This is a genomic window from Phenylobacterium sp. (assembly GCF_013911965.1).
Classification (GTDB): Bacteria; Pseudomonadota; Alphaproteobacteria; order Caulobacterales; family Caulobacteraceae; genus Phenylobacterium.
In genome coordinates, this window is sequence record NZ_JACESE010000003.1 from 128,256 (window position 1) to 150,290 (window position 22,035).

At 69.8% G+C, this 22,035-nt stretch carries 22 protein-coding genes; 14 read left to right on the forward strand and 8 right to left on the reverse strand.

The annotated features are described in order from the left end of the window. Nucleotides 1-142: 142 nt before the first annotated feature. Entirely contained in the window at nucleotides 143-787 is a 645-nt protein-coding gene (locus H2041_RS04155) for a DsbA family protein (RefSeq protein WP_293409780.1), read from the forward strand. A gap of 4 nt (nucleotides 788-791) precedes the next feature. On the opposite strand, the gene H2041_RS04160 is transcribed toward H2041_RS04155, so the two are convergent. Continuing rightward, nucleotides 792-1,190, reverse strand: a complete 399-nt coding sequence (locus tag H2041_RS04160) for a hypothetical protein (protein WP_293409782.1) — start codon at nucleotides 1,188-1,190, stop codon at nucleotides 792-794. A gap of 149 nt (nucleotides 1,191-1,339) precedes the next feature. Here H2041_RS04160 and H2041_RS04165 point away from each other — a divergent pair, with 149 nt between their 5' ends. The 12 genes from H2041_RS04165 to H2041_RS04220 all read left to right on the forward strand — a co-directional run bounded on the left by H2041_RS04165 (nucleotide 1,340) and on the right by H2041_RS04220 (nucleotide 14,025). Next, nucleotides 1,340-1,903: a peroxiredoxin gene (locus tag H2041_RS04165; protein ID WP_293409784.1), complete on the forward strand. Its 564-nt coding sequence runs from the start codon at nucleotides 1,340-1,342 to the stop codon at nucleotides 1,901-1,903. Nucleotides 1,904-2,084: 181 nt separating this feature from the next. Continuing rightward, entirely contained in the window at nucleotides 2,085-2,459 is a 375-nt protein-coding gene (gene rpsF / locus H2041_RS04170) for a 30S ribosomal protein S6 (RefSeq protein WP_293409787.1), read from the forward strand. A gap of 14 nt (nucleotides 2,460-2,473) precedes the next feature. Continuing rightward, nucleotides 2,474-2,737 (forward strand): 30S ribosomal protein S18, encoded by a 264-nt coding sequence (gene rpsR, locus H2041_RS04175; RefSeq protein ID WP_293409790.1) that lies wholly within the window; start codon nucleotides 2,474-2,476, stop codon nucleotides 2,735-2,737. Nucleotides 2,738-2,750: 13 nt separating this feature from the next. Further along, the gene (gene rplI / locus H2041_RS04180; protein WP_293409792.1) at nucleotides 2,751-3,335 is read left to right on the forward strand and encodes a 50S ribosomal protein L9; all 585 of its coding nucleotides are present in this window, start codon (nucleotides 2,751-2,753) and stop codon (nucleotides 3,333-3,335) included. Nucleotides 3,336-3,527: 192 nt separating this feature from the next. Further along, a complete protein-coding gene (locus H2041_RS04185; RefSeq protein ID WP_293409794.1) occupies nucleotides 3,528-5,942 on the forward strand; it encodes a TonB-dependent receptor in 2,415 nt (804 codons plus the stop codon). 181 nt (nucleotides 5,943-6,123) lie between these two features. Continuing rightward, nucleotides 6,124-7,587: a replicative DNA helicase gene (locus H2041_RS04190; protein WP_293410072.1), complete on the forward strand. Its 1,464-nt coding sequence runs from the start codon at nucleotides 6,124-6,126 to the stop codon at nucleotides 7,585-7,587. A 40-nt stretch (nucleotides 7,588-7,627) separates the two neighbouring features. Then, nucleotides 7,628-8,731, forward strand: a complete 1,104-nt coding sequence (gene alr, locus H2041_RS04195) for an alanine racemase (RefSeq protein WP_293409796.1) — start codon at nucleotides 7,628-7,630, stop codon at nucleotides 8,729-8,731. A 61-nt stretch (nucleotides 8,732-8,792) separates the two neighbouring features. Beyond that, nucleotides 8,793-10,172 (forward strand): DNA repair protein RadA, encoded by a 1,380-nt coding sequence (gene radA / locus H2041_RS04200; RefSeq protein WP_293409798.1) that lies wholly within the window; start codon nucleotides 8,793-8,795, stop codon nucleotides 10,170-10,172. After that, entirely contained in the window at nucleotides 10,169-10,777 is a 609-nt protein-coding gene (locus tag H2041_RS04205) for a CvpA family protein (protein ID WP_293409800.1), read from the forward strand. Before radA ends, H2041_RS04205 begins: the two co-directional genes overlap by 4 nt. After that, nucleotides 10,774-12,264, forward strand: a complete 1,491-nt coding sequence (purF, locus tag H2041_RS04210; protein WP_293409803.1) for an amidophosphoribosyltransferase — start codon at nucleotides 10,774-10,776, stop codon at nucleotides 12,262-12,264. Before H2041_RS04205 ends, purF begins: the two co-directional genes overlap by 4 nt. Then, on the forward strand, nucleotides 12,261-13,259 hold the full coding sequence (locus H2041_RS04215) for a bile acid:sodium symporter family protein (RefSeq protein WP_293409805.1): 999 nt from the start codon (nucleotides 12,261-12,263) through the stop codon (nucleotides 13,257-13,259). Before purF ends, H2041_RS04215 begins: the two co-directional genes overlap by 4 nt. Before the next feature lie 10 nt (nucleotides 13,260-13,269). Further along, a complete protein-coding gene (locus tag H2041_RS04220) occupies nucleotides 13,270-14,025 on the forward strand; it encodes an SDR family NAD(P)-dependent oxidoreductase (RefSeq protein WP_293409807.1) in 756 nt (251 codons plus the stop codon). Here the strand turns inward: H2041_RS04220 and der are convergent. From der to H2041_RS04255, 7 genes are all read right to left on the reverse strand, one after another. Then, nucleotides 13,979-15,517 carry a ribosome biogenesis GTPase Der gene (der, locus tag H2041_RS04225; RefSeq protein WP_293409809.1) on the reverse strand — a complete coding sequence of 513 codons (1,539 nt, stop codon included), beginning with the start codon at nucleotides 15,515-15,517 and terminating at the stop codon, nucleotides 13,979-13,981. The genes H2041_RS04220 and der overlap by 47 nt on opposite strands. 55 nt (nucleotides 15,518-15,572) lie before the next feature. Next, on the reverse strand, nucleotides 15,573-16,958 hold the full coding sequence (locus H2041_RS04230; RefSeq protein ID WP_293409811.1) for a PQQ-like beta-propeller repeat protein: 1,386 nt from the start codon (nucleotides 16,956-16,958) through the stop codon (nucleotides 15,573-15,575). Then, nucleotides 16,958-17,698, reverse strand: coding sequence for a tetratricopeptide repeat protein (locus H2041_RS04235; protein WP_293409814.1), 741 nt, complete (start codon nucleotides 17,696-17,698; stop codon nucleotides 16,958-16,960). The genes H2041_RS04230 and H2041_RS04235 overlap by 1 nt, the downstream gene beginning before the upstream one ends. An 80-nt stretch (nucleotides 17,699-17,778) precedes the next feature. Then, entirely contained in the window at nucleotides 17,779-18,606 is an 828-nt protein-coding gene (gene panB, locus H2041_RS04240; protein ID WP_293410074.1) for a 3-methyl-2-oxobutanoate hydroxymethyltransferase, read from the reverse strand. A gap of 2 nt (nucleotides 18,607-18,608) precedes the next feature. Next, nucleotides 18,609-18,989 (reverse strand): hypothetical protein, encoded by a 381-nt coding sequence (locus H2041_RS04245; protein ID WP_293409817.1) that lies wholly within the window; start codon nucleotides 18,987-18,989, stop codon nucleotides 18,609-18,611. Then, nucleotides 18,982-19,482 carry an RNA polymerase sigma factor gene (locus H2041_RS04250; protein WP_293409819.1) on the reverse strand — a complete coding sequence of 167 codons (501 nt, stop codon included), beginning with the start codon at nucleotides 19,480-19,482 and terminating at the stop codon, nucleotides 18,982-18,984. The genes H2041_RS04245 and H2041_RS04250 overlap by 8 nt, the downstream gene beginning before the upstream one ends. A 105-nt stretch (nucleotides 19,483-19,587) precedes the next feature. After that, entirely contained in the window at nucleotides 19,588-19,992 is a 405-nt protein-coding gene (locus H2041_RS04255) for a DUF6249 domain-containing protein (protein WP_293409821.1), read from the reverse strand. Between the two features lie 411 nt (nucleotides 19,993-20,403). On the opposite strand from H2041_RS04255, the gene H2041_RS04260 reads away from it, so the two are divergent. Further along, a complete protein-coding gene (locus H2041_RS04260) occupies nucleotides 20,404-21,987 on the forward strand; it encodes an amidohydrolase (protein WP_293409823.1) in 1,584 nt (527 codons plus the stop codon). Nucleotides 21,988-22,035: the final 48 nt, after the last annotated feature.

The following is a 22,035-nucleotide window of genomic DNA, read 5'->3' on the forward strand; positions in this document are numbered from 1 at the left end:
CGATTCCGAGGGGCGAGGGTTAGGGGATAAGGCCGGGTGCGGCAAGCGCGCCGCACCTTGCGCCCCCCGCGGGGTGACGGGGCGGCCCTGATCCGACATGCTGCGCGCCAGGGGTGACTGGCCAGCCTGAAGGGAGCCGTCCATGGACGACCGCCACCTGATCTATTTCGCCGACCCGATGTGCTCCTGGTGCTACGGCTTCTGGCCCGTGGTCGCGGCGATCGACGCGGCGTTCGGCGAGACCCTGCCGATCCGGCTCGTCATGGGCGGCCTGCGCCCGGGCACGACCGAAGCCATGACCGAAGAGGCCAAGGCGAACGTGCTGGAGCACTGGACCCACGTCCACGAGGCGTCCGGCCAGCCCTTCGACAAGTCGGTCCTCGACCGCGAGGGCTTCGTCTACGACACAGATCCCGCGGCGCGGGCCGTGGTGGTGATCCGCCGCGAGCGGCCGGACCTGGCGCTCGCCTATCTCGGCGCGATCCAGAAAGCCTTCTACGCCGAGGGCCGCGACGTCACGCAGGGCGACGTGCTGGCGGAGATCCTCGCCGAGACGGTGCCGGGCGCCGACATCGCCGCCTTCCGGGCCAATTGGGAGAGCGAAGAGGCGGCCAACGAAACCTGGACCGACTACGCCATCTCGCAACGGGCCGGCGTGACGGGGTTCCCGACCCTGGTGGGCGGACCGGACGAGCGCGGGCAGTTCGGCGTGGTCACCCGCGGCTACGCCCCGCCCGAACAGGTGCTGCCGATCCTGGCCGACTGGGCGGGCCGTCCCGCGCAGTAGCGACTCAGCTCGGCGTCGCCATGCGGTAGGCGATGTAGCCCCGCTCCACCATCCGCCGCATCGCCTCATAGGCCTCCGACAGCTCCTCGAAGGACTGGCGAAGATGCGCAAGCTGCGCGAGCTCCGCGGGGCTCAGGGGATGGGGATGCTCGCTGGCCTTGAGCGCCGCGGCGACCCAGGCGGCGCGGGCCTGAGCCGCGGCCAGCGCCAGACGCTGGAACTTGCCGGCGTCGGCGGCGCCCACGGCCTGGGCCAGCACCTCGCGGTTGGAGGCGAAGGCGGTGTAGTCGATCTGCTCGAGCTGCCCGCGCAGACGGCGTTGGGCGGTCGGATCGGATTCGTCCTGCGGCTCGAAGTGGTCGGTCACGAGCCGGCGGTATCCGGTTGTTCTGACGGAAGACATGCGCTTCCTCCCTTCCGGACGCACGTTGGTCCGGAACGCCATCCATAACAGCGCGAGATTAATTTTCGTTTGCCGCGTCCCCGGCCCGGGCGCGCGAAGACAAACTGGGAGAGCCTCCGTATAGTCCAGGCAAGATGAGGAGTTCCGCCATGCCACGCCACTTCGGTTTCCTGGCCTCCACCCTCCCCGCCGTCGCTCTGGCGGCGGCCTTCGGCGCGCCCGCCCAGGCCGCGCTCGCGCCCGGCGCCCAGGCGCCGGACTTCAAGGCCCCGGCCTTCCTGGCCGGAAAGCCCACCCAGTTCTCCCTCGCCGAGGCCCGCAAGACCGGTCCGGTGGTGGTCTACTTCTTCCCCGCGGCGGAAACCGCCGGCTGCAATCTCGAGGCGCGGCTGTTCGCCGAGGCGGTGGACGAGTTCAAGAAGAACGGCGCCAAGGTGATCGGCGTCACCGCCGGCAACCTGGACAAGCTGCAGGCCTTCTCCGCCGACACCGAGAAGTGTTCGGGCAAGTTCCCGGTCGCCGCCGACCCGGGGGCGAAGATCGCCAAGGACTATGACGCCACCCTGGCCGTGAGGCCGGGCTGGTCCAGCCGAACCTCCTATGTGATCGGACCGGACGGCAAGGTGCTGCACGCCTACAGCGCCATGTCGCCCAACGACCACGTCGCCGAGACGCTGGAGGCCGTGAAGGCCTGGAAGGCCGCCCACCGATAGGACGCCGCTTCCGCCTTGCTCAGCGCGGCGTTTTCGCGTATTGGCCCGCCTCTTCACGGAAGGCGGTCTCAAGCCGGAATGCGAACAGGTCGGGATTAGCCCGCCCGCCGCGCTCGAGAGCCATCGTCTCCGACGGACTTCCGCCGTCGGGTGCGCCGCCTTCCACACCGGAAGAGGACAAATGGCGCTTTACGAACACGTGGTCATTTCGCGGCAGGACATCTCGCCGCAACAGGCCGAAGCCCTGAACGACCAGCTCAAGGCCCTGATCGAGGAAAACGGCGGCTCCGTCGCCAAGATCGAGTACTGGGGCCTCCGCAACCTCACCTATCGCATCAAGAAGAACCGCAAGGGCCACTATTCCCTGCTGGCCATCGATGCGAAGCCCGACGTCGTCAAGGAGATGGAGCGCCAGCTCTCCATCAACGAAGACGTGCTCCGCTACATGACCGTGCGTGTCGAAGAGCTCGACCTGGAGCTCTCGCCGGTGCTCGCCCGCCGCGACCGTGACCGTGAGCCTCGCCGTGACGGCGAAGGCCGCCGCGACGACGCCTAAGGGGAGGAACACCGATGTCTGACGCCAACACCACGCCCGCCCCGGCCGCCGCGCCGCGCCGCCCGTTCTTCCGCCGCCGCAAGGTGTGCCCGTTCTCCGGCGCCAACGCCCCGAAGATCGACTACAAGGACGTCAAGCTGCTGCAGCGCTACGTCTCGGAACGCGGCAAGATCGTGCCCTCGCGCATCACCGCCGTCTCGGCCAAGAAGCAGCGTGAGCTGGCCCGCGCCATCAAGCGCGCGCGCTTCCTCGCCCTCCTTCCCTACGTCGTGAAGTAAGGGAGACAGAGCGATGAAGGTCATCCTGCTCGAACGCGTCGAAGGCCGTGGCGGCCTCGGCGAAGTGGTCACCGTCAAGGACGGCTACGCCCGCAACTTCCTGCTCCCCCGCCAGAAGGCCCTGCGCGCCACCGCGGCGAACATGAAGGTGTTCGAAGCCCAGCGCGCCCAGATCGAAGCCCGCAACGCCGAGGCGCGCGCCGCCGCGGCCCGTTCGGGCGAAAGCCTGGACGGCCAGAGCTACGTGCTGATCCGCCAGGCGGGCGAGAGCGGCCAGCTCTACGGCTCGGTCTCGGGCCGTGACGTCGCCGACGTCATCAACGCCGAAGGCGGCAAGGTCGAGCGCTCCATGGTCGTGCTGGACAAGCCGATCAAGACGCTGGGCCTCCACGAGGTGAAGGTGCGCCTGCACGCCGAAGTGGTCGTGACGGTCACCCTGAACATCGCCCGCAGCCAGGACGAAGCCGAACGTCAGGCCCGCGGCGAGAACGTCATCACCTCGCAGTTCGAGGAAGAGCGCGCCGCGGCCGAGGAAGCCGCCGCCGACCTCCTCGAAGGCGGCGCCGGCCAGATCGAAGGCGACTACGCCGAAGACTGAGGTCGATCGACGACTGAAACAAGGACGGCCCGGAGCCTCGCGCCCCGGGCCGTCTTTATTTGCGGATGCAGTCTTCGGCCGACCGTTGCCGAAATGTCATACGCATTCGGAGCGACGCTCCCTAGTTAATCCCCAAGGGCCGATCACAAGGATCTGGGGCCGGCGCGAACCGGCTCCCACGAAGGGGAACACATGCAATATCGCGTCATGCTCATGGCCGCGGCCTCCGCAGCCAGCCTGATCTCGTCCGCCGCGCTCGCGCAGACCGCCGCGCCCGCCGCCGCCGAGGTCGAAGAACTCGTCGTCACCGGCACCCGCACGACGGGGCGCAGCCGCCTCGACACCCTCGCGCCGGTGGACGTGGTCACCACCGAAGCGCTCCAGCAGCGCGGCACGACCGAGCTCGCCACCGCGCTGGCGACCGCCGTGCCGTCCATCTCCTTCCCGCGCCCGTCCAACACCGACGGCACCGACGCCGTCCGGCCGGCGACGCTGCGCGGCCAGGGCCCAGACCAGACCCTGGTGCTGGTCAACGGCACGCGCCGCCACGTCTCGGCTCTGCTCAACACCAACGGCTCGGTGGGCCGCGGCTCGGCCGCCGTCGACCTCAACGCCATCCCGTCCACCGCGCTCGAGCGGATCGAGGTGCTGCGCGACGGCGCGGCGGCGCAGTACGGCTCCGACGCCATCGCCGGCGTGGTCAATCTGCGTCTGCGGGAAGCCGCCTCGGGCGGCGCCCTGGCCGTCACCTACGGTCAGTACGAGACGAGCTTCGACGGCTTCTACGGCCGCGACGACGACATCTCCGACGGCGCCACCACCACGGTCTCCGGCTGGCAGGGCCTGCCCCTGGGCGCCGACGGCTTCCTGACGCTCTCGGCCGAGTACCGCGACCGCGAGAACACCAACCGCAGCGACATCGACCGCCGCGTGACCCCGGCGCGGATCACCTCGCGCTTCGGCGACGCCGACGTCGAGGACGTCTCGTTCTACGCCAACGCCGGCAAGCCGCTCGGCGATGTGTGGGAAGCCTATGGGTGGTTCGGCGTACAGGAACGCGACGCTTCCAGCGCGGCGACCTACCGCCTGCCCACCGACGCCAATCAGAACGTGCCGTCGGTCTATCCTGACGGCTATCTGCCGAAGATCGTCACCGACACCAGCGACCTCAGCGCGGCTCTGGGGCTGCGCGGCGAGATCGCCGGCTTCAACGCCGACTTCAACGTCGCCTACGGCAAGAACGACATCAACTTCGGCGTTCGCGACACGATCAATCCGTCCTATGGCGCGGCGTCCCAGACCTCGTTCGAGGCCGGCGGCCTGGAATACAGCCAGACCGTCTTTTCGGCCGATTTCAGCCGCGGCGTGGACGTCGGCATGGCCGGTCCGCTGAACGTCGCCTTCGGCCTGCAGGCCCGCACCGAGACCTTCGAGATCAACCAGGGCGAGCCGGCCTCGTACAACCGCGGTCCGATCACCGGCGTCTCGTTCGGCTCGCGGGGCTTCACCGGGTTCACGCCCGGCAACGAGGTGGATGTCGATCGCGACGCGGTCGGCGTCTATGTCGACCTGGAAGGCCAGCTGACCGAGAAGTTCTCCGCCTCGGCGGCGGTTCGCTACGAGGACTATTCCGACTTCGGGACCAACACCTCGGGCAAGCTGTCGGCCCGCTACGACTTCACCCCGGCCTTCGCCCTGCGCGGCGCCGCCTCGACGGGCTTCCGGGCTCCGAGCCTGCAGCAGCAGTACTACACGGCCACCTCGATCCTCTACATCAACGGCGTGCCCTTCGAGACCGGCACCTATCCGTCGGTGAGCCCGGTGGCGACCGCGCTCGGCGGCCAGGCGCTCGATCCGGAGACCTCGCGCAACTACTCGCTGGGCCTGGTCTATCGCCGGGGCGCCTTCGAGCTGACCGTCGACGCCTACCGGATCGAGGTCGAGGACCGCATCGTGCTGTCGGAGACCTTCCAGGGCAGCGCGACGGCCGCGCCGGGAACGAACGCCCGCGTGATCTACGACCTGTTGGCGCCCCTCGGCGCCACGGCCGCCCGCTTCTTCATCAACGGCGTCGACACCGAGACCAACGGGATCGACGTGGTCGCCCGCTACCGGATCAACGATCCGCAGGCCGGCGTGTTCGATCTGACGGCGGCCGGCAATATCAACGAGTTCGAGGTCACCCGCACCCCGACCTCGTCGGCCACCATCCTGCCGACGCCCACCAGCCTGTTCGGCCGCCAGGCCACGCTGCGCTTCGAGGAAGGCGTGCCCAAGCAGAAGCTCACCCTTCAGGGCGACTGGAGCCGTGAGGCCTGGGGCGCGACCGTGCGCACCACCTTCTATGGTTCGGTCCTGTCGCCGGGCACGCTGGCCGACGGCAGCGCCGACACCGAGACGGGGACCCGCGGCCTGGTGGACCTCGAAGGCCGCTACACCTTCTCCGACCGGGTGACCCTGGCCGTGGGCGCGGACAATCTGTTCGACGTCTATCCGCGTCAGATCCCGCCGAACCTGAACACGACCGGGGCGGCGCCGTTCTCGTCCTTCTCGCCGTTCGGCTTCAACGGCCGGTTCGTCTACGGGCGCGTCAGCGTCCGCTGGTAGTCGGAGGCCCCTGACCTCCTCGCGGTGCGGGCGGGCCCACGCGGCCCGCCCGTGACCCGGGCCCTTGACCTGTCCACAGGGCGAGACATTTTTGTGGACCTGCGGCAGTTCGCCGTGAGGCGCGCACGCCGCGTTAAGCTATCAGCTACCCATGGCGATCGTTCCGGCCCTGGACCTGCGCATGCCGCAGGACGACAACCCGACTCCCACCCATGCTCCGGCCAATATCGAGGCCGAGCAGGCCTTGCTGGGCGCGCTGCTCTATGACAACGCGGTCTTCGAGCGGCTGGGCGACAACCTGCAGGGCCGGCACTTCTTCGAGCCGTTCCACGGACGCCTGTTCACCGCGATCGAGTCCTACATCCGCAAGGGCCAGCTGGCCGAGCCGATCCTGATCGCCGAGCAGTTCTCGCGCGATCCGGCCTTCCAGGAACTGGGCGGCCTGCGCTACCTGGCCGATCTCGTCGACCGTGCGCCGCCCTCGACCCACGCGCCCGACTACGCCCGCGCCATCTACGATCTGGCGCTGCGTCGCGACCTGATCCGCATCGGCCAGGAAATCGCCGCGGGCGCCCAGACCGCCGAGGTCGACCGCTCGGCGCGCGATCAGATCGAGGCCGCCGAGCAGCAGCTCTACGCCCTCGCCGAGACCGGCGGGGTGACCCAGGGCTTCGTGCCCTTCGCCGAGGCCCTGCACGGCGCGGTGGCCATGGCCGCCGAGGCGCATGCCCGCGACGGCGGGCTGGCGGGCATCTCCACCGGCCTGATCGACCTCGATCAGAAGATCGGCGGCCTGCACCCCTCCGACCTGGTGATCCTGGCCGCCCGTCCCTCCATGGGTAAGACCTCGCTGGCCTGTAACGTCGCCTTCGACGTGGCCCGCAACTACGCCTGGGAGCCGAGGCCCGACGGCACGCGCAAGACCGTCAGCGGCGGCGTCGTGGCCTTCTTCTCTCTGGAAATGTCGGCCGAGCAGCTCGCCATGCGCCTGCTGGCCGAGGTCTCCGGCGTGTCGGGGGACCGGCTGCGCAAGGGCGAGATCGACGCCATGGAGTTCGGCCGCATCCGCGACGCCGCGCTCGAGATCCAGGAGGCGCCGCTCTATATCGACGCCACCGGCGGCCTGTCGCTGGCGAAGCTTGTGGCGCGGGCCCGACGCCTGAAGCGCACCGTGGGCCTCGACCTGATCGTGGTCGACTACCTCCAGCTCATCACCCTCGGGCCCGGCGGCAGCGACAACCGGGTGCAGGAGGTGAGCGCCATCACCCAGGGCCTCAAGGCGCTGGCCAAGGAGCTGGCCGTGCCGGTGATCGCCCTGTCGCAGCTCTCACGGCAGGTGGAGAGCCGCGAAGACAAGCGGCCCCAGCTCTCTGACCTTCGCGAGTCCGGCTCGATCGAGCAGGACGCCGACATGGTCATGTTCATCTATCGCGAAAGCTACTATCTGGGCCGCTCCGAGCCGCGCGAAGGCACCGAAGAACACTTCAAGTGGCAGGAGCAGATGGACCAGGTCCGCGGCATGGCCGAGGTCATCATCGGCAAGCAGCGTCACGGCCCCATCGGCACGGTGAAGCTGTCCTTCAACGAGGACCTCACCAAGTTCGGCAACCTGGCCCGCGACGGCCGCTACGACAACCACCACTAGCCCGGCTCGCCGCAAGGCTCGCCCCGCGCTAAACGACCTGATGGCCCCAGCTTCCCGCGCCCGGCTGAGCGTCGATCTCGACGCGCTCGCCCACAACTTCCACGCCATCGCCGCCGAGGCGGAGGGCGCGGAAGTCGCACCCGTGCTCAAGGCCGACGGCTACGGACTCGGCGCCGGTCCGGTTGCGCGGCGGCTTCGGCGCGAAGGCGCCCGCACCTTCTTCGTCGCCCGCCTGGCGGAGGGCGAGGCCTTGCGGGCGGAACTCGGCCAGGGCGAGGCCCAGATCATGGTGCTGGACGGCTTCACGCCCGGGGCCGGCGAGCGTCTGGCGGCGTCCGGCCTGACGCCGGTGCTCAACGGGGTGGGGCAGGTCTCCGCGGCGGTCGCCTTCGCCGCCTCGGCCCGTGCGCCCCTGCCCTGCGCCCTGCAGATCGACACCGGCATGAACCGCCAGGGGCTGACGCTCGAGCAGGCCGCGGCCCTGGCCCAGGCGCCCGACCGTCTGCGCGGCCTCGACATCGGTCTGGTGCTCAGCCACCTCGGCTCGGCGACCCAGCCCGGCCATCCGCGCAACGCCGAACAGCTCGCCGCCTTCCGCCGCGTGCGCGACCTCTTCCCCGAGGCGCGCGCCAGCCTCAGTTCCTCCGCCGGCGCCTTCCTGGGCGCGAACTACCGGTTCGACATGGTCCGGCCCGGCATCAGCCTTTTCGGCGGCGGCCCGGAAGAGCGTCCCGACCCCCGCCTCCGGGCGGTGGCGACGCTGGCGGCTCCGATCCTGGACATCCGCCGCCTCGCGCCTGGGGACCCGGTGGGCTATGGCGTCTCCATTCGCGCCGAGCACGCCACCCGGGTCGCCGTGGTGGGCGCGGGCTATGCCGACGGCGTCATCCGCGCCGCGCGGCGCAGCGGCAAGGCCTGGGCGGCCGGGGCGCACCGCCGGATCTACATCGTCGACATGGATCTGACCGTGGTCGAGATCGGCGACGCGGACCTGCATCCGGGCGACATGGTCGAGCTTCTGGGCCCCCACGCCCTGCTGGACGATCTGGCCGCCGCGGCCGGCTCCATCGCCCACGAGTGCCTGGTGCGGCTCAGTCCCCGCGCCGAGCGGCTCTATGTGGAACGCGCCCTCGCCCCCATCTGAGCGGCCTCAATAGCGACCACCCGGCGGGTTAGACTGCCGTCGATCGAATCAGGAGTCCGGCTTGGCCAAAGACGGCGCGGTCTATGTCTGTCAGTCCTGCGGCTCGGTGCAGGGCAAGTGGTCTGGCCAGTGCCCGGCCTGCTCGGCCTGGAACACGATGGTCGAGGAGGTCCAGGCGCGCCCGCCCGGCGCCCTGGCCGCGCCGCGCAGCGGCCGTGCGCAGAGAGGGCTCGCCTTCGAGACCCTGGAGGCCGCCACGCCGGCGCCCCCGAGGATTCAGACGGGCGTGGCCGAGTTCGACCGCGTCTGCGGGGGCGGCGTCGTCCCCGGCTCCGCCCTGCTGCTCGGCGGCGACCCCGGCGTGGGCAAGTCCACCCTGCTGATGCAGGTGATGGGCCAGGCCTCCCAGCGCGGGACCCGCTGCGCCTACATCTCGGGCGAGGAGGCGGTGGAACAGGTCCGCAGCCGCGCCCAGCGCATGGGCTTCGCCCAGGCCCCCGTCCAGCTGGCCGCCGAGACCTCGCTGCGCATCATCCTGGAAGGCCTGAAGAAGGACGCCTTCGACCTTGTCGTGATCGACTCCATCCAGACGATGTGGAGCGACGCTCACGAGGCCGCTCCCGGATCGGTGACGCAGGTCCGCGCCGCGGCCGGCGAACTGGTGCGGCTGGCCAAGAAGCGTGGCGTGGCGGTGATCCTGGTGGGCCACGTCACCAAGGAAGGCGCCATCGCCGGGCCCCGGGTGATCGAGCACATGGTCGACGCCGTCCTCACCTTCGAAGGCGAGCGCGGCTATCCGTTCCGCATCCTGCGCGGGGTGAAGAACCGCTTCGGGGCCACGGACGAGATCGGCGTCTTCGAAATGGCCGACATGGGCCTGATCGAGGTGGTGAACCCCTCCGCCCTCTTCCTGAACACAGAGGGCGAGCGGGCGGCCGGCGCGGCGGTCTTCGCGGGCATCGAGGGTTCGCGCCCGGTCCTGGTGGAGATCCAGGCTCTGGTGGCGCCCAGCGCCTACGGCACGCCCCGCCGCGCCGTGGTCGGCTGGGACTCCGGACGCCTGGCCATGGTGCTGGCGGTTCTGGAGGCGCGCTGCGGCCTTGGTTTCGGGGACCGTGATGTCTATCTGAACGTCGCGGGGGGCCTGCGGGTCACCGAGCCCGCCGCCGACCTCGCCGCCGCCGCCGCTCTGGCCTCCTCCGCCCTCGACGTCGCCCTGCCCCAGGACTGCGTCGTCTTCGGCGAGATCAGCCTTTCGGGCGATGTCCGGCAGGTCAGCCGGATGGACGGCCGGCTCAAGGAGGCGGCCAAGCTCGGCTTCGCTCAGGCGCTGGCGCCTTCGAGCGCGGAGGCCGGCCACGGCATGAAGGTTCACGGCGTCGCCCGACTGGCCGACGCCATCCGTCGCATCGGCGACGGCGATTGGGATGGTCGCAAGTGACGCTGTTCGACGTCATCGCCCTCGCGCTTCTGGCCGTCTCGGCCGGCGTGGGCTTCTTTCGCGGCGCCGTGCGCGAGATGGCCACCGTCCTGGCGCTGCTGGTCGCCGCAGCGGCCGCCCTGTGGGGGCTGCGGTTCTCCGGCCCTGTTGCGCGGGAGATCATGGACCCCGCCTGGGCCGCCAATGTGGCCGCGGTCGTGGTCGTCTTCACGGTCGTCTACATCGTGCTGCGCCTGCTGGGGGGCGGATTGGCGAACAAGGTCCAGGCGACCGATGTCCTGGGCTTCCTCGACCGGCTGATCGGCGCCGGCTTCGGACTCCTGCGTTCGCTGGTCGTGCTCGGCGCCTTCAGTCTGGCGCTGAATGCGGCCACCCCGCCGGAGCGTATGCCGACCTGGATCACCGGTGCGGCGCTTTATCCCTTGACCCGGGCGGCCGGTGAGGTGCTGAAGACCTTCGCACCCAAAGGATTTGATGTGGCCGATCGGTTACGGCCGGCCATCTCCGACGCCGTCCGCGACGGCGCAGGTGATCCGCCTTCGGAAGAAGGCTATGACGAGCGCGCGCGCGACCACATCGACGAGCTGGTGGAGCAATCCCGATGAGCCCCGACACCGACGCCTGGTCCTCCCCCTACCGCGATCCCGACGACGACACGCTCCGACTCGAATGTGGCGTGTTCGGGGTCTATGGCGTCGACCAGGCCGCGGGCCTGACCGCGCTCGGACTGCACGCCCTGCAGCATCGCGGACAGGAGGCTTGCGGCATCGCCTCCTTCGACGGGCAACGCTTCCACACCGAGCGCCACATGGGCCGGGTGGGCGACGCCTTCGGCGACGCCGACCTCCCGCGGCGCCTGCCCGGCGGCTTCGCCATCGGCCATACCCGCTACTCCACCGCCGGCGGCAGCTTCATCCGCAACGTCCAGCCGATGTTCGCCGACCTGGAGAGCGGCGGCATCGCCATCGCCCACAACGGCAACCTGACGAACTTCCTCCACCTGCGCCAGCAGCTGGTCGCCGAAGGGGCGATCTTCCAGTCCACCTCCGACTCCGAGGTGATCCTCCACCTGATCGCCCGGTCGCGCAAAGGCCGCATGACCGAGCGCTTCATCGACGCCCTCTCGCGCATCGAGGGCGGCTACGCCCTGGTGGCCCTGACAAACAAGAAGCTGATCGGCGTGCGAGATCCGCTGGGCATCCGCCCCCTCGTGCTGGGCGAGCTCGACGGGAAGTACGTGCTCGCCTCCGAGACCTGCGCCCTCGACATGGTCGGCGCACGTTTCATCCGCGACATCGAGCACGGCGAGATGGTGGTCATCGACCACAACGGCGTCGAGAGCCTGCGCCCCTTCCCGGCCGAGCGCGCCCGCCCCTGCATCTTCGAATACGTCTACTTCGCCCGTCCGGATTCGGTCGTGAACGGCCGCTCGGTCTATGAGGTCCGCAAGCGCATGGGCCGCCGCCTGGCGCAGGAGAGCGCGGTGCCCTGCGACGTGGTGGTGCCGGTGCCCGACTCCGGCGTGCCGGCCGCCCTCGGCTTCGCCCAGGAAACGAGCGTGCCCTACGAGATGGGCATCATGCGCAACCACTATGTGGGGCGCACCTTCATCCAGCCGACTCAGGGCGCGCGCGAGCTGGGCGTGCGCATGAAGCTGTCGCCCAACCGCGCCGTCCTGGCGGGCAAGCGGGTGATGCTGATCGACGACTCCATCGTCCGCGGCACCAACTCCCTGCGGGTGGTGCGCATGGTGCGCGAGGCGGGCGCCAAGGAGGTCCACCTGCGCTCCGGCTCGCCGCCGATCAAGTGGCCCGACTTCTACGGCATCGACATGCCTGAGCGGGAGCAGCTTCTGGCCGCCAACAAGTCGCTCGACGAAATGGCCAGGATGCTCGAGGTCGACAGCCTCGGCTTCCTCTCGGTCGAGGGCCTCTACTGGGCCATGGAGGCCTCGCCGCGCGATCCGGCCGCACCGCAGTTCACCGATCACTATTTCACTGGCGACTATCCCACCCGGCTGCTCGACCGCGAGATCGCCGAGGGCCGCAACGCCGAGGACGAGCGTCAGCTCACCTTCCTGGTCGACGCGTGAGCGGCCCTGTTCGGGGCCTGCTCGCCCGCCTGAGGATCGACCCCTACATCCTGGCCATCCTCGCCACCGTGGGGGTGGCCTCCCTGCTGCCTGCGCGCGGCGAGGCGGCCGACATCGTCGGCTGGGCGACCAAGATCGGCGTCGCCCTCGTCTTCTTCCTGCACGGCGCCAAGCTCTCGCCGCAGGCGGTCGCCGCCGGGATCGGCCACTGGCGGCTGCACCTGACGGTGCTGCTCTCCACCTTTGCGCTCTTTCCGCTGGCGGGGCTGGCCTTCGCCCAGCTTCCGGACTGGATCCTGCCGGCCGCCCTGGCGCCTGGCCTGATCTATCTGGCCTGCCTGCCCTCCACCATCCAGTCGCAGGTGGGCTTCACCGCCATCGCCAACGGCAATGTGGCCGCCGCGGTCTGCGGCGCCTCGGCCTCCAACATATTGGGCGTGGCCGTCACGCCCCTGCTGGTCGGCCTGCTGCTGAGCGCCCAGGGCGGCGGTCTGTCCTGGGGCTCCGTCCAGGCCATCCTCCTGCAGCTGCTGGCCCCGTTCATCGCCGGGCAGCTGCTGCGCCGGTGGATCGGCGGCTTCATCGAGCGCCACAAGAAGGCGGCGTCGCTCGTCGACCGGGGCTCGATCCTGCTGGTCGTCTACAACGCCTTCTCCGAGGCCGTCGTGGAGGGCATCTGGCGGCAGGTTTCGATCCCCGACCTTCTGCGGCTGTCAGCCTGCTGCCTCGTGCTGATGGCCCTCGCCATGGTCTGGGCGGTCTGGATCAGCCGCCGGTTGGGCTTCTCCAAGGCCGACGAGCCCGCCGTGCTCTTCGGCGCGTCGAACAAGAGCCTGGCCGCGGGCGCGCCCATGGCCGCCGTGCTGTTCCCGGCCGCGACGGTCGGCTTCGTGCTGCTGCCCGTCATGCTCTACCACCAGTTCCAGCTGATGGCCTGCGCGGCCATCGCCGGCCGCTACGCCAAACGGGCGGACACGCCCGGCGAGACCGGATAGAGAGCCCTCCATGACTGATTCCGCCCCCCGGCCGCTGGACGGCCGCATCGCCCTCGTCACCGGCGCCAGCCGCGGCATCGGCCGCGAATGCGCCCTGGCTCTGGCCAAGGCCGGCGCGCACGTGGTGGCGATCGCCCGCACACAGGGGGCGCTCGAGGCGCTCGACGACGAGATCCGCCAGGCGGGCGAGCAGGCGGCGACTCTGGCGGCCCTGGACATCGCCGACGGGGGCCAGATCGACCAGCTGTGCTACGCCATCCATCAGCGCTTCGGCCGGCTGGACGTCCTCGTCCACGCCGCGGCCATGCTCGGAGGCCTGAGCCCGGTCGCCCATGTCGATCCCAAGGCGTGGGACCGGATCGTGGCGGTGAACCTGACCGGGACCTACCGCCTGCTGCGCAGCGCCGAGCCCCTGCTGAAGGCGGCCCCGTCCGGGCGGGCCCTGGTCTTCACGACCGGTCGGGTGGCCCGTCCGAAGGCTTTCTGGGGCGCCTATGGCGCGACCAAGGCCGGCGCCGAGCATCTGGTGCGGACCTGGGCCGACGAGCTGGAGAACACGACCGTCCGCGCCGCCCTGATCGATCCCGGGCAGATGCGCACCAAGATGCGCGCCGAGGCCATGCCGGGCGAGGATCCTGAGACCCTGCCCCATCCTTCCGAAATCGGCCCGATGATCGTGGAGCTGGCCAGCGCCGAGCTCGGTCAGCCCAAGGAGCCGGTCAGCTTCGCCGCGTGGAAGGCCGCGAGGGCGAACGCTTCCCACTGACGGGACGCCCCGTCGGCTTGGCCGGACGCGAGGGCCGGCCGCCCGGTTTGGCCGCGCCCTTGCCGGCCTTGGCGGGCTTGCCGCCTGCGGTCGTCTTGGCGCGCGCGGCCTTCACCGCCTTGCGCGGCGCCGTCTTGGCGGGCCCGCCCTTGGACTCGCCCTCGGCATAGGGATTGGAGCCGGACTTCACCGTCAGACGCACGGGCACGCCCGGCAGGTCGAAGCTCTCGCGGATCGAGTTGATCAGATAGCGGCGATAGCTGTCCGGCAACTGCGCCGCGCGGCTCGCGAACAGCACGAAGGTCGGCGGCCGGGCCTTGGTCTGGGCGATGTATTTCGGCCGGACGCGGCGGCCGTTCACGGCCGGCGGCGGGTGACGCTGGACGGCCATGGCCAGCCAGTCGTTCAGGTCGCGCGTCTTCACCTTGGTCGACCAGTCGGCATGGGCCTTGAAGACCGCCGGCATCAGCTTGTCGAGATTTCGGCCCGTCTCGGCCGAGAGCGCGATCATGGGCGCGCCGCGCACCTGCGGCAGCTTGCGCCCCACCTCCTCGGTCAGTTCGGCCAGCCGCGCCTGCGGATCCTCCACCAGGTCCCACTTGGCCAGGACGAAGACCAGCGCCCGCCCCTCGCGCTCGACCAGGTCGGCGATCTGAAGGTCCTGGATTTCCAGCGGATGGGTGGCGTCCATCACCAGCAGCACGACCTCGGCGAAGGTGATGGCGCGGATGGTGTCCTGGGTGGACAGCCGCTCCAGCTTCTCCTGCACCTTGGCCTTGCGCCGCAAGCCGGCGGTGTCCACCAGCCGGATGGCGCGGTCGTCCCACCGCCAGTCGACGGGAATGGCGTCGCGGGTGATGCCGGCCTCGGGTCCGGTCAGTAGCCGGTCCTCGCCGATCAGACGGTTGACCAGGGTCGACTTGCCGGCGTTCGGGCGGCCGACGATGGCCAGGCGGATGGGCTTGTCGCCCTCGTCCTCCTCCTCGTCCTCGCCGGCTTCCGGCACGGCGGCCAGGACGGCGGCGTAGAGGTCGGCCATGCCCTCGCCGTGCTCGGCCGACAGCGGGACGGGCTCGCCGAAGCCGAGATTGAAGGCCTCCAGCGTGCCGGCGTCGCCCTGGCGGCCCTCGGCCTTGTTGGCGATCAGCACGACCGGCTTGCCGGCCTTGCGCAGGATCTCCCCGAACACCTCGTCGAGCGGCGCGACTCCCTCGCGAGAGTCGATGACGAACAGGGAAAGGTCGGCCTCTGCAATGGCCAGCTCGGTCTGGCGGCGCATGCGCGCCTCCAGGCTCTCGTCGGTGACGTCCTCGAAGCCGGCGGTGTCGATCAGTTCCAGGTCGATGTCGCCCAGCCGGCCGGTCGCGAACCGGCGGTCTCGGGTGACGCCCGGCTGGTCGTCGACGATGGCGAGCTTGCGGCCCGCCAGCCGGTTGAACAGGGTGGACTTGCCCACGTTGGGGCGTCCGACGATCGCGATCTTGAGCGGCATGAGCGCTCCATAGAGCCTTTCGGCCCCAAGTGGAAACGCTACGCTGTGTGACGCCTCAGCTCAGGGCGATCAGCCGCGCTTCGTCGGTCACCACATAGATCATGCCGTCGACGGCGATCGGGGCGATCAGCACCGGCGAGCCCAGTTCGAAGCGGCGCTCCACCTCGCCCGTCTTGGCGTTCAGCACGGCCATCTCGCCGCTCGACGAGGCGACCACCAGCTTGCCCGAAGCCAGCAGCGGGCTGGTCCAGATCGGCCGACCCACGCTGCGCCCGCCGATCCCGAAGAAACCGCCCTTCTTCTCGGGCTCGATCCCCTCGTTGAGGTCCTGAATCCAGTAGACCTGTCCGCTCTCGCGCGAGACGCAGACCACCTCGCCCGCCTTGGAGACCACATAGACCACGTCGCCGGCCGGCCAGGGCGTGGTGATGCCGGTCACCGGCAGCGTCCAGCGCGGCGCACCGGTGCGCAGGTCCACCGCGGCGAAGACGCCCGAGTGGCTCACCGCATAGACATCGCCGCGATAGATGGCCGGACGGCCCGGGATGTCGCGGATTTCCGACAGGGCGTTCGTGCGGCTGGCCCGCGACAGACCTTCGTTCCACAGGTCATTGCCGTTGGCGCTGCGCAAGGCGACCAGTTCGCCGGAACTGAAGGAAGCCACCACCGTCTCGCCGGACACGGCCGGGCTGGACGCCTCGAGGATGCGCGCCGGTTCGCTGAGCGCCTGATAGGTCCAGCTCGGCGTGCCCGTCGCCGCTTCGAAGGTCAGCAGGGTGTTGTCGATGGCCACGGCCATGACCCGACCGGCGGTCACGGTGGGCGCCGCATGGATCGGCTGTTCGACGTCGCGCCGCCATTCCACCGCGCCGGTGCCGGCGTTCAGGCGCGCGACGAAGCGGTAGCCGGACGTGACGTAGAGCTTGCCATCCGCGAAGGCGAGGCCGCCGCCGAAACCTTCGCGCTCGTCACGGCGGGACGGGGCGAGGTCCTGGCTCCAGACCTCGCGCCCGGACTTGGCGTCGAAGGCGCTGACCTGGGCGGCGCCGTCCATCACATAGATGCGTCCTTCGGCGACGACCGGCGGGGCGGTGACGTGGTGTCCGCGGCCGGACGCCTCGCCGAAGTCGCGCCGCCAGGCCACGTCGAAGTTCACCGGGGCGACGACGTGCTCGACGGCCTGTTCGAGATTGCCGCCGGGCAGCGGCCAGGACTCGCGCTCATAGGGCGTCGGCAGGAAGAAGTCCGCGCCGCGCAGCGTGTCGGACACGCTCAAGGTCTCGTCGAAGGCGATGATCGAGATCCGCTCGCCCTCGCCGGCCACTTCCTGAGGCCCTTCGTCCCGATCGAACGGGTTGAGGCGATTGATGGTCGAGCAGCCGCTGACGGCGACCGCGCTCGCCAGCAGGGCGGCGACCAGCGAGAGGCGGCGAGTGGTCATCATTGCGAAGCGGAACCTTGCTGTTGCGGTTGCGCGGGCGCCTCGGGCGCCGGCAGGGCGATGGCCGCCTTCACGGCCGCCGGAAGGGTCTTGGCCGTGCCCGACTCGATCAGGGCGCGGGCGGCCTGGGCCCGCTGGCGGGCCTGGTCGGAGGCGCCCGGCAGCAGGGCGATGACGCCGAAGTCCGCACGAGCGCCGTCGACGTCGCCGGCCATCAGCTTGGCGAAGGCCAGAGCTTCGAGGGCCTCGGCCCGATAGGGGCGGCCCTCCTCGGTCAGGGGCTGCAGGCGTTCGGTCATGGTGTCCAGCGGCGCCGTATCGAGGAGCGCCAAGGCGGATTTGAGGCGGGCGGCGTCGCCGATGATCGGATCGGGCGCGCGCTCGGCCGCCCGGTCCAGGAGCGCCACCGCGCCCTCCACGTCCTCCTCCCCGAGGCGCAGGCCCGCCTGCTGCATCAGGGCGAGCGACGCGTAACCGTCGGCCCGGCCCTCGGCGACCTCCGCAAACAGGCGGTTGGCCTGTTCTTCATCGCCTTCGGCGAAGGCCTGGACGCCCTCGGCATAGGTCTCCGACGCCTCGGCGTAGCTGCGGGCCTGCCAGGTCTGCCACCCCCAGATCCCCAGGGCGATCAGGCCGGCCAGGACCAGCACGCCGACAATCCAAGGCAACGCCTTGAACGCGAGCGTCTTGTACCGGTCGGCGCGAAGCTGCTCCTCGACCTCTTCGAAAACGTCAGACACGAACGGGAACTCCGCGCTCAGGCGAGAAAATCAGAGGCGGCGAACCTATAGCGCAAGGCGTTGCGCCGCAACGCCGGGGCTCAGCCCGCCTTGGCGAAGTAGATCTCAGCCGGGCCGGGGAAGCGGCGGGCGCGGACATCCTCGGCATAGCCGTTGACCGCCTTGAGGATTTCGCTCCGCAGATCGCCGTAGCGGCGCACGAACTTCGGCGTCCAGTCGAACAGGCCGAGCATGTCGTCCGTCACCAGGATCTGACCGTCGCAGCCGGCCGAGGCGCCGATGCCGATGGTGGGGACCTCGATCGCCTCGGTGATCTCGCGGGCCAGCCCCTCGGCGACGCCTTCCACCACCACGGCGAACGCGCCAGCCTCGGCCGTGGCCTTGGCCTCGTCGAGGATCCGGGCGCGCTCGTCCGCGCCCTTCCCCTTGGCCTTGAAGCCGCCGTCCACCAGCACCGCCTGGGGACGCAGCCCCACGTGACCCATCACCGGGACGCCGCGCTTCACCAGATAGGAAATGGTGTCGACCACGGCGGGGCCCGCCTCCACCTTCACCGCCTGGGCGCCGGTCTCCTTCATCACGCGCGCGGCGTTGTCGTAGGCCTGCTCCGGCGCGCCCTCATAGGATCCGAAGGGCATGTCGACGACCACCATGGCCCGACGCGAACCGCGCATCACCGCCTGTCCGTGCAGGATCATCATGTCGAGCGTGACGCCGACCGTGTTGGGAAGGCCGTGGACCACCATGCCCACCGAGTCGCCCACCAGGAGCAGGTCGCAGGCCTCGTCGAGCAACTCGGCCATCGGAGCGGTGTAGGCGGTGAGGCAGACAATGGGTTCGCCCCCCTTTCGGGCGGCGATGTCCGGCGCGGCCAGACGGCGCACCTTTTCCTGGCGGTGGGAAGACAGGATCAGATCTCCTCGATCAGTCGTGTGATGGCGAAGCCCATGGCCAGGACGGCGAGGCCGGCGGCGACCCAGACGGTCTCAACCCCGGCCGGACGGCTGAGCAGCAGGTCGGCCTGCGGAGCCAGCTGCTTCACGCCCGAGGTCAGCACGCGCGCCGATTCGCTGGAGGCGGCTTCGGCGCGGTCGAAAAGGTTCGACATGATCAGCTGGCTCGCCCCGATGACGCCGCCGACGAGGCCCGCGACGCCGATGAGGGCGCGACGCGCGGCCCAGCCGCGATCGAGCCGGCGCTGCACGCGCTGGGCGAAAGCCTCAGCGTCGGGCAGCTCGGGCGCTTCGCTGAAGAGGCGCTCGAGGGAACGTTCGAAGTCGGCCTCAGCCATTGCCGCGCCTCCCTGCTGACGCCCCAGCCTCAGGCGCCAGTCGCGCTCTGAGTTTATCCAGACCACGTTTGACATGGGATTTGACCGTTCCAAGAGGCAGGTTCAAGGCCTCAGCGGCTTCGGCGTGCGAAAGTCCGGCGCCGTAGCAGAACGAGACGCAGATCCGCTCGGCGTCGTTCAGCACCTTCATCGCCTCGTCCAGATCCAGCCGGCCGGCGGGATCGGGTTCAGGGGCGGCCTCGTCCTCCCGGGTTTCCTCGGCCGCCAGACGCAGGCGCTTCTCCTTCTGCAGGCGGCGCGTGTAGGTGCGTGCGGCGATCTTCTTCACCCACCCGGCGAAGGTCCCCTCCCCGCGGAAATCGGCCACGGCCTCGAAGGCGGCGATAAAGGCGTCCTGCGCTAGGTCGTCCGCCTCGCTGGGCTGCGCGCCCATGCGGCGCAACAGTCCGCGAACCGCGCTGCCGTGACGGCGCACCAGCTCGCCGAAGGCCATGCGGTCGCCGGCGGCGGCGAGCGTGGCGAGCTCGACGTCGTGGAGACTCGAAAGGCGGTGTCGTTCGGCGCCCGACATGGGTTCTCTCCCCCGATGCCGTGCGCTCTAGGACCGGTTCCGGCCGATGAAGCTCATGATGATGAAGGCCAGGCCGATGAAGCCGGGAAAGGCTGCGACGCCCATCAGAACGTAGGTGGCGTCCGGCTCCTCGAAGCCGATGGCGTAGCCGAAGGCGGCCAGACCGACGGCGATGCCCAGCCAGATCACGCCCGTGCGCAGGTCCCGTTCGGGCGAAGGCTTCGGCTTGACCTTCACGTCCTGGGTCAGCGCCTCGACGAGTTCGGGCGGCAGCGTCTGCCCCTTCTCATAGGCGAGTTGGATCGTGCGGTGCAGGTTGTCCCGCTCCCGGGCCTTGAGCCAGCGGGGCACGACGATGATGGCCACGATGGCGCTGAAGACGATGGCGGTGTGAAGGACGCCGGAGAAGATCCCGGCGATGGCGACGTCCATGAGGCTTTCCTCTCAATGCTCGACGGGGCGCGTTCGGCCCGCTCGCATGATAGGAGGCCGCGCCCGGCCCCGACAGATGCAAGCGCGACCATGAAATCTTGGTCATGAAGCCCGGACGGCCGGCGGCGGCGGCCGGGACGCTGAAAGGACGCGCACGGACTGCGCAGGCGGCGGCCGTTTTTGAGGCGTCTCAGGAAAAGCCTCCAGCCGTGCGGGCTCGAGGTTTACACGCACGTTTTTACATGCTGCGCTTCTAGGTGACGCAGCTTTTTCAACCATAGCGGCTGTTCTGTTTTGATTTCCTGCGTCGCCAGGGCGGGGATGCTGGGCCCGACACCAGCATGCGGCGCCCCGTCTGCGTCAGGCGTTTGCTCAATCGGAGTTTGGGGGATGATAGCAATGAGACACTCGGTGAAGCGGTCGCTGGCGACCCTGCTGCTGGCGACGGCCCTCGTGGCGCCCGGCGTCCTGGCCCATGCGGAAGCGCCGCCCGAAATGAAGTCGGCCGCCGTGGCCGGCGTCGAAGCCCGCGCCAAGCTGGCTCAGGAGATGGTGGACTCCATCTACAGCTTCGCCGAACCCGGCTTCCAGGAGTTCCGCACCTCCGAATACGTGACCGGCATCCTGGAGAAGAACGGCTTCAAGATCCAACGCGGCGTGGCCGGCATCCCCACGGCCTGGACGGCGACCTGGGGCTCCGGCGGGCCCAAGATCGCCCTCGGCAGCGACATCGACGGCCTGCTGGGCCTCTCGCAGGTTCCCGGCTCGCCGGAGATCAAGCCGCAGGTGCCCGGCGCGCCGGGCCATGGCGAAGGGCACAATTCGGGCATGCCCCTCATCGTCGTCGCGGCCCTGGCGGCCAAGGACGTGATGCAGAAGAACAACCTGCCCGGCACCCTCATGATCTGGCCGGGCGTGGCCGAGGAGCTGCTGGCGACCAAGGCCTTCTATGTCCGCGACGGGATGTTCAAGGACGTGGATGCGAGCATCTTCACCCACGTCAGCCGCGACTTCTCCACCGGCTGGGGCCCGATGGGCAACAACGGCATGGTGTCGGTGGAGTACACCTTCCACGGCAAGACGGCGCACTCCGCAGGCGCGCCCTGGGCCGGCCGCAGCGCCCTCGACGCCGTGGAGCTCATGAACACGGCCTGGAACATGCGCCGCGAGCACCTGCCGGTGACGCAGCGCTCGCACTACGTCATCACCAACGGCGGCGGTCAGCCCAACATCGTCCCGGACACCGCCAGCGTCTGGTACTACTTCCGCGAACAGACCTTCGACTCCATCCGCGGCCTCTATGAGACCGGCAACCGGATCTCGCAGGCGGCGGCCATGGCCACCGACACCACGGTCGAGCGGCGCATTCTCGGCTATGCCGCGCCCAACTACGGAAACAAGCCCCTGGCCGAAGCGGCCTACGCGAACATCCAGGCGGTGGGCATGCCCCAGTGGAGCGCCGAGGACCAGGCCTTCGCCAAGGCGGTCCAGGAGGCGAACGATCTGAAGGTCGAGCCCCTGGCGACCGAGATCGCTCCCCTGTCCACGCCCGACGGCCGCGGACAGTCGATGGGCGGCGGCTCCGACGACATCGGCGACATCATGTGGACCGTGCCGACGATCACCGTCCGCTATCCCTCCAACATCCCCAACACGATCGGACACCATGTGACCGCCGCCATCGGCATGGCGACCCCGATCGCCCACAAGGGCGTGGTCGCCGGCGCCAAGGCGGTGTCCATGACCATCCTCGACATCGTCACGACGCCGAGCCTGGTCGCCGAAGCCAAGGACTACTTCCAGAACGTCCAGCTCAAGGACGACACCTACGATCCGGTCCTGACGCCCGAGGACAAGCCGGCCATCCACCTGAACCGCGTCGTCATGGAGCAGATGCGGCCCAAGATGGAACCGCTCTATTACGACCCGTCCAAGTACGACAGCTATCTGGAACAGCTTGGGGTCGCCTACCCCACTCTCCCGGCGAAGCAGTAGCCCCAAGCCCGGACGCCCCGCGCCTCCCCTTGGGCGCGGGGCGTTTTT